Below are 13,697 nucleotides of genomic sequence, written 5' to 3'. Positions count from 1 at the left end.
CCTCGCCGGGTGGGTGCGTCGGTCAGCGCCCCCGATCCTCACACGCCGCGATGAACTCCAGCGCGCGCCCGTGCATGGTCTCGGCGGCCTGCCGGTCGTACTCGCTGGTCAGCGAGGAGTCGGCGAACAGGTGCGCCGACACGCCCGGGTAGCCGTAATAGTGGTAGGAGGCGCCGGACGCGCTGACGGTCTCGGCGAACTCGCGGTTGGCGTCGTCCTCGCGGAACGGGTCGAGCTCGGCCTCGTGCACCTGCACCGGGACCGACGACGGCCACAGCTCGGCGCCGACCGCCCGCACCGGCACCGACCCGTGGAACGACAGTGCCCCCAGCGCGCCCGGCCGCGAGGTGACCAGGTGCACGACGGAGATGACGCCGTTGGAGTATCCCGCGTAGACCACCCCGGGCCGGACGCCGTCGACCGCGGCGTCGGTGCGGCGCAGCAGCTCGCCCTGGCCGCCGTACTTGTCGAGGAACTCGAACGCCTCGTCGTAGCCGTCGAAGACCGCGCCGCCGTAGAGGTCGGGCACGTGGACGGCGTGGCCCGCCGCCCGCCACTGCTCCGCGGTCTCGAGCACGCCGGGACGCAGCCCCAGGACGGAGTGGAACAGCACGATCTCGGTCATGGTCTCAAGGTGTACCGGACGGCACCGACAATGTCGGGGCGACACGAGTCAGCGCACGCCGAGCAGGTCCTCGATCGGCGTGATCGCGAAGTAGACCACGAACAGCGCCGCCACGATCCACAGCAGCGGGTGCAGCTCGCGGGCCTTTCCCTTCGCGATCTTGATGATCACGTACGAGAGGAAGCCGGCGCCGATGCCGGTGCTGATGGAGTACGTGAACGGCATCAGCGCCAGCGTGAGGAACGCCGGGATGGCGATCTCGGCGTCGTCCCAGGCGATCTCGCGGACCTGGCCCATCATCAGGAAGCCGACCAGCACCAGCGCCGGGGCGGCCGCCTCGTTCGGCACCATGGCGACCAGCGGCGCCAGGAACGTCGCCAGCAGGAAGCAGATCCCCGTCACGACGCTGGCCAGGCCGGTGCGCGCGCCCTCGCCGACGCCCGAGGCGGACTCGATGTAGGAGGTGTTGCTCGACACCGACGCCGCGCCGCCCGCCGCCGCGGCGACGGAGTCGACCAGCAGGATCTGCGTGGTCCTCGGCGGGTTGCCGTCCTCGTCGAGCAGCTCGCCCTCGGCGCCGACGGCGACCATGGTCCCCATGGTGTCGAAGAAGTCGGCCAGCATCAGCGTGAACACGAACAGCAGCACGCTCACGACGCCGACGGACTCCCACGAGCCGAGCAGGCTGAAGTCGCCGATCAGCGAGAAGTCCGGCAGATCGACGATCTGGTCGGGCCACTGCGGTGCGTTGAGGTTCCAGCCGCCCGGGTTCTCCGACGACGTGCCCAGGTCCGCCACCGTCTCGACGACCACCGCGAGCACCGTCGTCCCGATGATCGTCCACAGGATCGCGCCGCGGATCTTCAGCGCGTACAGCACGATGACGGCGATCAGGCCGGCGCAGAACACCGCGACCGGCCAGGTCGTCAGCGAGCCGCCCTCGCCCAGGCCCACCGGCGGCGACGGGTTCCCCGTCGACCGCACGAACCCGGCGTTCACGAACCCGACCAGCGTGATGAACAGGCCGATGCCGACGCTGATCGCGGTCTTGAGCTGGCGGGGGACCGCCCCGAACACGGCCTGGCGGAATCCCGTCAGCACCAGGACCAGGATGACCAGGCCCTCCATGACCACCAGGCCCATGGCGTCGGCCCAGGTCATCTGGGCCGCCAGTCCGAACGCGACGAACGCGTTCAGCCCGAGGCCCGCTGCCAGCGCCAGCGGGAAGTTCGCGACCACGCCCATGGCGATGGTCAGCACGCCCGCGACCAGGGCGGTCGTCGCCGCGACCGCGGCCAGGTCGGGGACGTCGCCGCCGCCCAGATAGTCGCCGTCGACGTCGGCGACCGTGCCGATGATCAGCGGGTTCAGCACGATGATGTAGGCCATCGTGAAGAACGTGACCAGGCCGCCGCGCACCTCGCGGCCGACGGTCGAGCCGCGCTCGGTGATCTTGAAGTAACGATGGATCGCGGTCGGTTCGGTGGGCTCGGTGGTGGTCGTGCCGGGATCGCTCATGATGCCCTCCGGGCGGCTCGGCGGGGGACGGACGCAGCCGGGTTTCGCCGTGAGGATGCCAGAAGATCGTCCGCGGACGAAGACGGCGGGCTGTGGATCGGCTCGCCGCGATGTATCCAGGCGGGCTAGCCTGGGGTTCATGGCGAAGCGTCGGCGGCGGTCCCCCGGGGAGCCCGAGGTCGAGGCGGTCGAGCCCCACGAGGTTCAGCCGCTCGACGTCGACGGCGTTCGCACGGTCGCCGTCGTCACCGTCCTGTGGGCCGTCGCCTTCGTGCTGCTGGCCCTGCGCATGGACTCCTTGCAGGCCGAGGGGCGCGGCTGGTGGGTCTGGACCTGCCTCGCCGGCGTCGGGCTCGGGCTGCTCGGCCTCGAGTACACCCGCAAGCGCCGCGACGCCATCGAGTTCGAGCGTGAAGAGGCCGAGCTCGCGGCGGCCGAGGCCGCCGGCGCCGCTGACGGCCCGGCCGGCGAGGTGCTCACCCGCGGCGAGGTCATCGCCCGCGACACCGACGTGGCGGCCCGTCCGCAGAGTGCGCCCGACTCCGTCACCCGGCCCATCGACACCGGCGACGACCTTCCGCCCGTCCGGCCCGAGACCACCCGCACCGACACCACTCGCGTCGACGGCACCCGGATCGACGGCACCCGGATCGACGGCACCCGGGTCGACGGCGCCCGCGTCGACCCGCCGCCCACGCGACCGGGTTCCGATCCGCGTGGCGCCCGCCCCGACACGACGACCCACGGCCGGCCGAGCTGGTCCGGCGATCGCGAGCAGGCCGGCGGCCTGCCGGGCGGCCCTGCCCAGGTGCCCGGTGCGGCCGAGCGCCCGGTCGCGCCGTCGCGCACCGGCGCCGGCGAGCGTCCGGCCGCCACGCCGCAGCGGCCCGCCGCCGACCTGCCGCCGCGATCCGGGCCGGGCGATCGTCCGGCCCCTCCGGCCGAGCGGCCGGCCGCCGTTCAGCGGCCCGGCGCGGGTGAGAGCCCGGCCGGACCACAGCGTCCCGGGGTCGGCTCGCCGCGACCTGGTGCCGGCTCGCGCACCGACGCGGGTGCGGGACCGGCCGGCGCACAGCGACCCGGCGCCGGCTCGCCGCGCCCGGGGGCCGCTCCGGAGCGTCCAGCCGCCGCACCGCGACCTCGTGCCGACGAGACCCCTGCCGCGCCGCACCGCCCGGCTGCCGCCCAGCGGCCCGGCCCGGCCGAGAGCCCGGCCGCGCCGTCGCAGCGCCCGACCGCGCCCGACCCACGGCCCGCGGCGGGGGACCGCCCGGCCGCGCCGTCGCAGCGCCCGGCCACGCCCGAGCGCCCGGCTGCCGCACCGCGACCCCGCTCCGGCGAGACCCCGGCGGCGCCGCGCCCCGCCGCCACTCCACCGCCGCAGGCCGAGCGCCCGGCCCGCCGAGCCACGCCGCCCGCGTCGGAGCTGTTCGGCGAGCCGCTCAGCCGTCCCGCCGCTCCCCTCGACGACGACGAGCCGCTGCTCGACACCACGTTCGGCGGGCGCCGGCCGGCTCCGGCCGAGGAGCCCCCGGCCGCCTCGGACGCCGACGACACCACCGAGGGCGGCAGCCAGTACCGCGGCCGCCGCGCGCGCCGCTCCGACACCGCCTGACCCGCGTCGCGCCGGCCGCACCCCGGCCGCGCCCCTCGTGCCGCCGGCCGCGCCCCTCGTCCCGCCGGCCGCGCCCCTCGTTCACCCCGACGCGGGGGTTGATCTTGGAGTAAGCGCGGGACCGATCGGACATTTCGCCCGGCAGCTCCGCAGATTCTCCAAGATCAACTCTGTTGCCGGGCGCGCGACCACCACGAATCCGCTGCCAGCACCCATGTCACCCGACGCCGCTGGCCGTTAGCAAAGGTAATGAGTTAGACTAAGGAAAGTGCCAGCCACGAAGATTCCTCAGAACACCGCGTCCCAGGGCCAGCCGGCGCGCTCGGGCTCGGCGCAGCCGCGTACCCAGGCCGGGCTGGCCAGCTCCCTCCGCATCGCCGTCGGGCGGCTGAACCGCCGGCTGCGCAACCAGCGCGAGGACGACTCCCTCACCCTGAACCAGCTGTCCGCTCTGGGCATCCTCGAGCGCAAGGGCCCGCTGCCCGTGGGCGAGCTGGCCGCGTGCGAGCGCATCCGGCCGCCGTCCATGACGCGCATCGTGTCCGGGCTCGAGGAGCTGGGCCTCGCGGTCCGCGAGCCCGACGCCGTCGACCGGCGGGTCACGAACGTCCGCATCACCGAGGCCGGCCGGGCCCGCACCGTCGCCGACCGCAAGCGCCGCGACGCCTGGCTGACGCACAAGCTGCGCGACCTCACCCCTGACGAGCGCGAGCGGCTGCGCGCGGCGCTGCCCGTTCTCGAGAAGCTGGCGGGCCTGTGAGCCCCACGTTCCACTCCCTCCGCCACCGCAACTATCGGCTCTATTGGTCGGGCATGTTCCTGTCCAACGTCGGCACCTGGATGCAGCGCATCGCGCAGGACTGGCTGGTGCTGGTCGTGCTGGGCGGTGGCGCGCAGGCGGTGGGCATCACCACCGGCCTGCAGTTCCTGCCGTTCCTGCTGGTGGCGCCGTTCGGCGGGCTGCTGGCCGACCGGTTCGACAAGCGCAAGCTGCTGATCCTCACCAACAGTTTCCTCGGCCTCGTCGGGCTGACCCTCGGCGTGCTGACGCTCACCGGGCTGGCCGAGATCTGGCACGTCTACGTGCTGGCGTTCCTGCTCGGCGTCGGCAGTGCGCTGGACAACCCCGCGCGGCAGGCGTTCGTGTCGGAGCTGGTGGCCAAGGACGACCTCACCAACGCCGTCGCCCTCAACAGCGCGTCGTTCAACGCTGCGCGCCTGATCGGGCCGGGCGTCGCCGGCATTCTGATCGGCGTCATCGGGACCGGCTGGGTGTTCATCCTCAACGGCGCCTCGTTCGTGTCGCCGATCCTCGCCCTGCTGCTGCTCCGCGGCGTCCCCGGCCGGCCGAAGCGCGGCGAGGAGCGGCCGGGCGCGGTCTCGCAGCTGCGCGAAGGGGTGGCCTACCTGTGGTCGCGGCCCGACCTGCTGATGGTCGTCACCATCATGTTCGGGCTCGGCACGTTCGGCATGAACTTCCAGATGACCATGGCCCTCATGGCCACCGACGTCTACGACAAGGGCCCGAGCGAGTACGGCCTGCTCGGCTCGATCATGGCCATCGGGACCCTGTCGGGCGCGCTCGTCGCGGCCCGGCGCCGGGTGCCGCGCCGACGGCTCATCGTCGGCGGGGCGGTGGTCTTCGGCGTGTTCGAGATCGCAGCCGGGCTGATGCCGTCGTACCTCCTGTTCGCCATCTCGCTGGTGCCGGTGGGCATCATCGCGATGACGGTGCTCACGGCGGCCAACGCCTACGTGCAGACGACGGTGCCGCAGTACGTCCGAGGCCGGGTCATGTCGCTCTACATGATGATCTTCATGGGCGGCACGCCGTTCGGCGCGCCCGTCATCGGCTTCGTCGCCGACGCGTTCGGCGCCCGCTGGTCGCTGCTCGGCGGCGGCATCCTCACCGCCGCGTTCGCCATCGGTGCACTGCTGATCCTGGCCCCGAGGAGCGGCGTGGTCGTGCGCACGCGTCTGCGCCCCCGGCCCGGCCTCGTCGTCGTCACCACCGCCCCCGCGCCGATGCCGGCCGACGAGCCCGAGAGCGTCCGCCCCGGCACCCGCGACGCCGTCAGTGCCGCCTGAACGTCGCGCTCTCTCGGCCCACGCGCCGATGCCTGCCGTGGAATGGTTGCCGTGTGCGACTGTTCGCCGCCGTCGAGCCGCCAGCGGAGGCGGTGACGCACCTGGACGCCGTCGTCGCCGGGGTGCGTGACGGTGCGTTGCGCTGGTCCGAGCCGGCCGGCTGGCACCTCACGCTCGCGTTCTACGGCCAGGTCGCCGAGGACAAGGTGCCGGAACTCACCGAGCGGCTGGAGCGGGCCGCCCGACGGCACCCGCCGACCCGCGCGCGCATCGCCGGGGCGGGCCGGTTCGGCACCGCGGTCCTGTGGGCGGGTGTCGACGGCGACGGCGTCGTTCTGCGTGCCCTGGCCGGGTCCGTTCGGGCCGCCGGGCGACGCACCGGCGTCGGCCACGAGGACACGCAGCGGTTCCGCCCGCACGTCACGCTGGCCCGAGCCCGCGGCGCCGCTGACCTGCGGCCATACGTCGAGCGGCTGGCCGGCTACGAGGGCCCGGAGTGGGCGGCCGACACCGTGAGGCTGCTGCGGTCGCACCCGGGCGGACCCGGCCGCGGGCCGCGGTACGAGCCGCTCGCGACGTTCCCGCTGCGCGGCGCCCGCTGAGCGGGAGGCGTCAGAACGCCGCCGCGATCGCCACGATGATCAGCATCACGACCAGGGCGGCGGTCACCAGGTGCCGGGTGGTCTTCGGCCGCACCGTGTCGCCTCCTTCGCCGACGCCGTCGGCGGCGCCCGACGCTCAGCCTACGCGCCGCCCCACGCAGCCGAGCCGCCGCCGTCGTCACTCGGAATTCACTCGGTTGTGACCGCCATCGTGACTAGTCGATCAATGACCATGGAAGCCATATCGGCCACCGGTTGATCATGGGCGCGGCCTGCGCAAATCGTCCCGCTACTGCGGTGAAAGGCTGACCGCGCGGATGATCGGCAGCCGACCGAACGGATGATCCCCAGGATGATCGCCGAGCTCTATGGTTGTCCCAGGAACCACGACGGGGGAATGCGGTTCCTGCAGTGAGAGGAACCAACAACGCGCCCGGCCGCTGACACGAATCGCGGCCGGGCGTTGTTATTGACAAGAAGTCCTGACCTAGGCGCCGAGCTTCTCCACCACGAAGTCGATGCTCGCCGTCAGCGCCTCGACGTCGGCGGGGTCGACCGCCGGGAACATCGCAACGCGCAGCTGGTTGCGGCCGAGCTTGCGGTACGGCTCGACATCGACGATGCCGTTGGCCCGCAGCACCTTGGCGACGGCGGCGGCGTCGACGCTGTCGTCGAAGTCGATGGTGCCGACCACCAGCGAGCGGGCAGCGGGGTCGGCGACGTACGGCGTGGTGTACGGAGTCTTCTCGGCCCAGCTGTACAGGTGGCTCGAGGACGCCGTGGTGCGGCCGACGGCGAACTCGAGGCCGCCGTTGCCGTTGAGCCAGTCGAGCTGCTCGGCCAGCAGGAACAGCGTCGCCACGGCCGGGGTGTTGTACGTCTGGTCCTTGCTGGAGTTGTCGACGGCCGTCGGCAGGTCGAGGAAGGCCGGGACATAGCGGTCCGTGGCGGCGATCTCCTCGACCCGGGCCAGCGCGGCCGGCGAGAACGCGGCGATCCACAGCCCGCCGTCGGAGCCGAGGTTCTTCTGCGGCGCGAAGTAGTACACGTCGGCCTGCGAGGCATCGACCGGCAGGCCGCCCGCGCCGCTGGTGGCGTCGACCAGCACGAGAGCGTCGTCGGCGGCGCCCGCGACTCGGCGTACCGGGGCCATGACACCGGTCGAGGTCTCGTTGTGCGGCCACGCGTAGACGTCGACGCCGTCCTCGGCCACCGGCACGGGCAGCGAGCCCGGGTCGGCCTTGACGATGCTGGGCTCATCGAGCCACGGCGCGGTCTTGGTGACGGTGCCGAACTTCGACGAGAACTCGCCGAACGACAGGTGCTGCGCCTTCTGCCGGACCAGGCCGAACGCGGCGGCGTCCCAGAACGCCGTTGTGCCGCCGTTGCTCAGGACGACCTCGTAGCCGTCGGGCAGGTCCAGCAGGGCCGCGACGCCCTCGCGGACGCGGCGGACCAGGTTCTTGACCGGCGCCTGCCGGTGCGAGGTGCCCATGACCTCGGCGCCCTGGGCGGCGAGGGCGGACAGCGCCTCGGGACGGACCTTGCTGGGGCCCGAGCCGAACCGGCCGTCGGCGGGCTTGAGGTCGTCGGGGATCTGCACAGCGTCGGTCATGGGTGCGCTCCGTGTCGGGTGTCCGGCGGGTTACGGAAGTGTGACGACACTGTCAGTGGGCCATTGTGCCGCATGTCACCGGACATGCGAGCGCCGGTCCGTCACCTGACACGGACCGGCGCGTGGCGGCGTACGAGTGTGCTGCTCAGGCGGCCCAGGAGAGGTTCCAGCCGGCGACGGTGTCGGGCGTGCGTGCGCCCGGCCCGGTGTACATGGCCGACGGGCGGACCAGGCGGCCGGTCTTCTTCTGCTCGAGGATGTGCGCGCACCAGCCGGCGGTACGAGCGCACGTGAACATCGAGGTGAACATGCTGGCGGGGACCTCGGCGAAGTCGAGCACGATGGCGGCCCAGAACTCCACGTTGGTAGCGAGCACGCGGTCGGGCTTGCGTTCGTGCAGCTCGGACAGCGCGGCCTTCTCGAACGCCTCGGCGACCTCGTAGCGCGGCGCGCCCAGCTCGCGGGCGACCCGGCGCAGTGTGCGGGCTCGCGGGTCCTCGGCGCGGTAGACCCGGTGGCCGAAGCCCATCATCCGCTCGCCGCGGTCGAGGACGCCCTTGACGTAGCCGAGGGGGTCGCCGGTGCGCTCGATCTCTTCGATCATGGCCAGCACCCGCGAGGGCGCGCCGCCGTGCAGCGGGCCGCTCATGGCGCCGACGGCGGCGGACAGCGAGGCGCCGACGTCGGCACCGGTGGACGCGACCACCCGGCCGGTGAACGTCGACGCGTTCATGCCGTGCTCGGCGGCCGAGGTGAGGTAGGCATCGACGGCGGCGGTGTGGCGGGGGTCGGGCTCGCCGCGCCAGCGCACCATGAACTGCTCGACGATGCTGCCGGCCTGAGCGACGACGTCGTCGGGCACCGGCGCCTCGCCGGCGATGTGCCGGGCCGACTGGGCGACGAAGCTGAGCGCCGTCGACGCCGACCGGGCCAGCTGGTCGCGGGCGTCCTCGTCGCTGGTGTCGAGCAGCGGCTTGAAGCCCCACAGCGGAGCCAGTGCGGCGAGGGAGCTCTGTACGTCGACCCGGACATCGCCGGTGCGAATGAGCAGGTCCAGGGGCTCGGCGGGCGGCAGGCCGGGGTCGAAACTCCCGTCGACCAGGAGCCCCCAGACGTTGCCGAACGGCACCCGGCCGACGAGGTCGTCGATGTCGACCCCTCGGTAGCGGAGCGCGCCACCCTCCTTGTCGGGCTCGGCGATCTGCGTCTCGAACGCTACGACACCCTCAAGGCCATGCTTGACCTCGGTCATTGACATCTCCATTCGTGGTGCGCTCGCGGGCCCCCACCCCATCATGCCCCGCAACTGGTGGCACTCCACAAGTTGCGACAATGTGAATGTGCGGTTTCCCACAGTGGCCTTGCCCACGTTCCTGTGATCGCCCCTGGTCGACCGGCTGCGGCGGGCGTTCGGTCTGGTCGAGGTGACAGAGTGGACGCCGTGGAGGAAGGACTGTCCCGGATGCGCCGGCGCTACACCGCCGGACGCCTACTCGAGCGCGACCTCGCTCCCGATCCGTTCGACGAGTTCCGGGCCTGGCTGCACGACGCCGTCACCGTGGGCATCGCCGAACCGAACGCCATGGTCCTCGGCACCGTCGGCCCCGGCGGCCAGCCGAGCAGCCGATCCGTGCTCCTCAAAGGGATCGACGACGGCGCCTTCGTCTTCTTCACCAACACCGGCTCGCGCAAGGCCGCCGAGATCGCCGGCAACCCGCGCGTCTCGCTGTGCTTCCCCTGGATCGCCATGGAACGCCAGGTCCTGGTCTGCGGCTCGGCGTCGACGGTGTCACGTGAGGCCACGCGGGCCTACTGGCGCACCCGGCCGCGGGAGTCGCAGATCGGCGCCTGGGCCAGCCGCCAGTCCAGCGTCATCGCGACGCGGGAGGAACTGGAGGCGCTGGCCGCCGAGATGTCCGAGCGCTACCCCGACGAGGTTCCGCTGCCCGACTTCTGGAGCGGCTTCCGGGTCGTGCCCGACACGGTCGAGTTCTGGCAAGGCGGCGTCGCCCGCCTGCACGACCGCCTTCGCTACCGCCGCGGTCCGGAGCAGGAATGGATCGTGGAGCGCCTGGCCCCCTGAGCGTCCTTGGTGCGTGGGGTTGCGTGGGGTTCCCCGTCCCCCTGCTGCCCATTCTCTTAGCCCCGGACGGTCGCCTCAAGCGGACCCTGGTGGCGCTTCGCGCCGTGGGGGTCCGCTTGACCCGCCCGTCCGGGGCCTAAGAACGGGCAGCTATCAGGGGGACGGGGCGAGTCTGGCGACGGGCGCGGGGTCGGCGGGCCTTGGTGCGTCCGCGATGTGGGATTTGGCGCGTTTCGCGGGGCCATCACGAGGTTCTCTGCCGCTTCACGAGGCCTGCATGCCTGGTGAAGCGGCAGAACGCCTGGTGAAGCGGCAGAACGCCTGGTGATGTAGCGGATCGCCGATGATCATCGCGGTGCAGAGTCCGGCGAACCGGGCCAACCGGGCGAAACGGGCGCGCGATACGGGGGCGCGAAACGGGGGCGCGAACGGGGACGCGAACGGGGACGCGAACGGGGACGCGGGCCGCGAGGCGTGCCCAGGGTCTCCCCGTCCCCCTGATAGCTGCCCGTTCTTAGGCCCCGGGTGCCCGGGTCAAGCCGAAGCCCCGCAAGCGCAGCGGCGAGGTGACCACAGAGGGCGCCGGCTTGAGGCGGGTGCCCGGGGTTAAGAGAATGGGCAGCAGGGGGACGGGAGCCCACCTCATCACCCCGGCGAACCTCGAACCCCCGGCCAACCGGCAGAACGGGCCCGGAAATGGGACGACCCGTGGGCTGCTTCCACTCCGCTGACCAACACGGTCGGCGGACGTGGCCCGGACGGACCAGCGCCGGGAGCCCACGGGTCGGGTGACTGCTCGGTAGTGCCAGCAACCAGGCCGGCGAACGCGGGGGTCACCCCCAAGTCCTGCGTCGAGCAGGGCTGCTAGCGAGCAGCCACCTCACAAGTCCGATAGCTATTCATCTACTGGACCACCTCCTCTCCGTGTGCCCCCAACGTTAAGCAACGCCCCCGCCCTCCGGCAACGTCTTTTCCGCCCGGTGAACACGGGAACAAACCGGGCACGAGTCACGGCAGCGCGATCCACGTCGACCGGGCCTGGCCGAGCACGCGCCCGTCGGAGCCGTAGACCGTCGAGTCGGTCCAGGTCTTGCGGCCTTCGGTGCCGACGAGTGCGCCCATGACCAGGCACGTCTCGCCGGGCAACGGCACATCCGACACCAGAGCCGTGATGCGGCCGAGCACCATCGGGCGGCCCTCGATGGGCGCGGCCCAGCCGCCGGGGCAGTCGAGCGCCGCCCACACGAACTCCGGCGCACCCGCGACATCGGCGCCCACAGACCAGGCGCACGCCGTCCGGCCGTCGCCCACCCGGCCGGGAAACAGCCGCAGCCCGTCGCCGGGGGAGCGGTCCGGGCCGCAGACGAAGCACTCCGGGAACGGGTGCGCCGAGAACCCCGGGTACCGCGCCGAGATCGCGGCCACCTCCGACGCGGCGACCGGCTCGACGGCGACCAGGTCACCCTCGGGCGCACCGCCAGCGGCGACGGCGACCAGCGTCGGCCCGTGAAGCAGCGACACACCCTCACCCTCCGGGGAGGGCGCGACCGACAGTGGCGTCTCCAGCGGCGGCGGCGTCCGCAGCGTGACGGTGACCGGCCCCTCGCCGCCCGGGAACGTCGCGGCCAGCAAACCGGCGACGTAGCCGCCGTTGCCCGATGTCGTGGGGCCGCGGAACCGCGACTGCACCGTCAGCGTCATGCGGCCCCAGCCTAGGACAAGGGAGTCGTCGTGCCCGGGCAAGCCGCTGCACAGCCACCCGAGCCCGCTCCACACACCGGCCTCCTGGGGCCGCCACGCGATACGGTGCGGTCCGACACGGATCGAACCGGGAGGAACGCGGATGTCGGTGATCGCCGGCGCGAGGATGGTCACGCCCGACGGCGTGGTGGAGCACGGCTGGCTGCGGGTCGACGGCGGCCGCATCGCCGCGCTGGGCCACGGCCCGTCGCCCACCCCAGCCGACCGCGATCTGGCCGGAAGCTGGCTGATCCCCGGCTTCGTCGACATGCACACGCACGGCGGTGGTGGCGGCACCGTCGTGGGCGCCGACCCCGAGGCGATCCACACGTTCGTCGCCACCCATCGCCGCCACGGCACCACCTCCGTCGTCGCGAGCCTGGTCAGCGGCGAGTACGACGCGCTCGAGCGTGACGTCCGGGCGCTGGCCGAGCTCACCGACGACGGCCTGCTCGCCGGCGTCCACCTCGAGGGGCCGTGGATCTCGCCGGCCCGCAAGGGCGCCCACGACGAGCGGACGCTGCGCGCGCCGGAGCCGGCCGCCGTCGAGCGCCTGCTCACCGCCGGGCACGGCACCGTCCGCATGGTCACCGTCGCGCCGGAGCTCGAGCATGGCCTCGACGCGGTCCGCGCGGTCGCCGCGGCGGGCGCCGTCGCCGCCGTCGGGCACACCGACGCGACCTACGACACCGCCCGCGCGGCCATCGACGCGGGCGCCACCGTCGCGACGCACCTGTTCAATGCCATGGCGCCGGTGCACCACCGCGACCCCGGGCCCATCGTCGCGCTGCTCGAGGACGAGCGGGTCACCGTCGAGCTCATCCTCGACGGCGTCCACCTGCACCCCGCGGTGGCCGGCCTGGTCCGATCGGCGACGGCGTCAGCATCCGGTCCGGGGCGGGTCGCCTTCGTCACCGACGCCATGGACGCCACGGACATCGGCGACGGCGACTACGTGCTCGGCGGGCTCGCGGTGCGGGTCGAGGACGGCGTCGCCCGGCTGGTCGAGGGCGGCTCCATCGCCGGCAGCACGCTGACCATGGACCGCGCGTTCCGGTTCGCCGTCGAGCGGGCCGGGTTCACCGTGCCCGAGGCGGTGCGGGCGTCGTCGGCGATCCCGGCGCGGCTGCTGGGCATCGACGACCGCACCGGCGCGCTCGCCCCGGGGCTCGACGCCGACCTCGTCGTGCTCGCCCCGGACCTGACCGTCGAGGCCGTCATGGCCCGAGGGGAGTGGAGCGAGGCCTAGCTGTAGCCGGGTCGGCTCGGGCCTCCCAGAGGCCAGCTCGTCAGCACCCGGCACCGGTGCGGCTCGTACCACGCGAGGTCGACCCTGTCGGCCACGCAGGTCACCGGCACGGTGGTCCCGAGCCGGTCCCGGGTCGACTCCACCGAGACCTCGGCCGAGCGCTGGTCGAGGGTGACGTGCGGGACGATGTCGGCGAACGCGCCGCCGTACGGCAGGCACTGCGGGAACGCCGCGACGAACCGTTCGGTGAGCCGGCGGAACGGCTCGGCCGGTTCCGGCGCGAGGTAGATGACGCCGTTCGGGAACGTCTCGAGGCGGCGCAGCTCGAACGTGATCGGCTCGGTCCCGGCCAGGATCGCCCCCACCACGCCGAGGGCCGCCGGGTCCGGTGCCGGCAGGAACGGCGCCAGGACGGTGATGTGCGCGTGCGTGAAGGCGGGGTCGGCCGACAGGTAGGCGCGGTCGTAGTGCTCGTAGCGGTCCCGGACGAACGACTCCACGGCCGGCACGGGGACCTGCAGGACCGTGAATCCCCGGCTGGTTCCCTCTCCCTCGTGGGACT

12 protein-coding genes are annotated in these 13,697 nt (G+C 73.0%); 6 read left to right on the top strand and 6 right to left on the bottom strand.

Annotated features, from left to right (window positions below; genetic code table 11):
- Window positions 1-22 precede the first annotated feature (22 nt).
- Both E1212_RS11610 and E1212_RS11605 read right to left on the bottom strand, forming a co-directional pair.
- Entirely contained in the window at window positions 23-625 is a 603-nt protein-coding gene (locus tag E1212_RS11610) for a dienelactone hydrolase family protein (RefSeq protein ID WP_131982502.1), read from the bottom strand.
- A gap of 48 nt (window positions 626-673) precedes the next feature.
- A complete protein-coding gene (locus E1212_RS11605) occupies window positions 674-2,143 on the bottom strand; it encodes an NCS2 family permease (RefSeq protein ID WP_131982500.1) in 1,470 nt (489 codons plus the stop codon).
- 139 nt (window positions 2,144-2,282) lie between these two features.
- Here E1212_RS11605 and E1212_RS11600 point away from each other — a divergent pair, with 139 nt between their 5' ends.
- The 4 genes from E1212_RS11600 to thpR all read left to right on the top strand — a co-directional run bounded on the left by E1212_RS11600 (window position 2,283) and on the right by thpR (window position 6,448).
- Window positions 2,283-3,758: a DUF2530 domain-containing protein gene (locus tag E1212_RS11600; protein WP_162605428.1), complete on the top strand. Its 1,476-nt coding sequence runs from the start codon at window positions 2,283-2,285 to the stop codon at window positions 3,756-3,758.
- A 268-nt stretch (window positions 3,759-4,026) separates the two neighbouring features.
- Window positions 4,027-4,518: a MarR family winged helix-turn-helix transcriptional regulator gene (locus E1212_RS11595; RefSeq protein WP_238992317.1), complete on the top strand. Its 492-nt coding sequence runs from the start codon at window positions 4,027-4,029 to the stop codon at window positions 4,516-4,518.
- Window positions 4,515-5,846, top strand: a complete 1,332-nt coding sequence (locus E1212_RS11590; protein WP_131982496.1) for an MFS transporter — start codon at window positions 4,515-4,517, stop codon at window positions 5,844-5,846. Before E1212_RS11595 ends, E1212_RS11590 begins: the two co-directional genes overlap by 4 nt.
- A gap of 53 nt (window positions 5,847-5,899) precedes the next feature.
- Window positions 5,900-6,448 carry an RNA 2',3'-cyclic phosphodiesterase gene (gene thpR / locus E1212_RS11585; RefSeq protein WP_131982494.1) on the top strand — a complete coding sequence of 183 codons (549 nt, stop codon included), beginning with the start codon at window positions 5,900-5,902 and terminating at the stop codon, window positions 6,446-6,448.
- Window positions 6,449-6,935: 487 nt separating this feature from the next.
- On the opposite strand, the gene serC is transcribed toward thpR, so the two are convergent.
- Window positions 6,936-8,063 carry a phosphoserine transaminase gene (gene serC, locus E1212_RS11580; RefSeq protein WP_131982492.1) on the bottom strand — a complete coding sequence of 376 codons (1,128 nt, stop codon included), beginning with the start codon at window positions 8,061-8,063 and terminating at the stop codon, window positions 6,936-6,938.
- Window positions 8,064-8,208: 145 nt separating this feature from the next.
- Complete coding sequence (locus tag E1212_RS11575) at window positions 8,209-9,315, bottom strand: citrate synthase 2 (RefSeq protein ID WP_131982490.1); 1,107 nt, start codon at window positions 9,313-9,315, stop codon at window positions 8,209-8,211.
- A 180-nt stretch (window positions 9,316-9,495) separates the two neighbouring features.
- Here E1212_RS11575 and pdxH point away from each other — a divergent pair, with 180 nt between their 5' ends.
- Window positions 9,496-10,146: a pyridoxamine 5'-phosphate oxidase gene (gene pdxH / locus E1212_RS11570; RefSeq protein ID WP_238992316.1), complete on the top strand. Its 651-nt coding sequence runs from the start codon at window positions 9,496-9,498 to the stop codon at window positions 10,144-10,146.
- 1,008 nt (window positions 10,147-11,154) lie between these two features.
- On the opposite strand, the gene E1212_RS11565 is transcribed toward pdxH, so the two are convergent.
- Window positions 11,155-11,847, bottom strand: coding sequence for a hypothetical protein (locus E1212_RS11565; protein ID WP_131982488.1), 693 nt, complete (start codon window positions 11,845-11,847; stop codon window positions 11,155-11,157).
- Between the two features lie 142 nt (window positions 11,848-11,989).
- Here E1212_RS11565 and nagA point away from each other — a divergent pair, with 142 nt between their 5' ends.
- Entirely contained in the window at window positions 11,990-13,135 is a 1,146-nt protein-coding gene (nagA, locus tag E1212_RS11560; RefSeq protein ID WP_131982485.1) for an N-acetylglucosamine-6-phosphate deacetylase, read from the top strand.
- Here the strand turns inward: nagA and E1212_RS11555 are convergent.
- Window positions 13,132-13,635 (bottom strand): 2'-5' RNA ligase family protein, encoded by a 504-nt coding sequence (locus E1212_RS11555; RefSeq protein WP_203416760.1) that lies wholly within the window; start codon window positions 13,633-13,635, stop codon window positions 13,132-13,134. The two genes, nagA and E1212_RS11555, sit on opposite strands and share 4 nt — an antisense overlap.
- Window positions 13,636-13,697 lie beyond the last annotated feature (62 nt).

The organism is Jiangella ureilytica, assembly GCF_004348545.1.
In the GTDB taxonomy this organism is placed as follows: Bacteria; Actinomycetota; Actinomycetes; order Jiangellales; family Jiangellaceae; genus Jiangella; species Jiangella ureilytica.
This window is presented reverse-complemented; position numbering and strand designations above follow the sequence as displayed.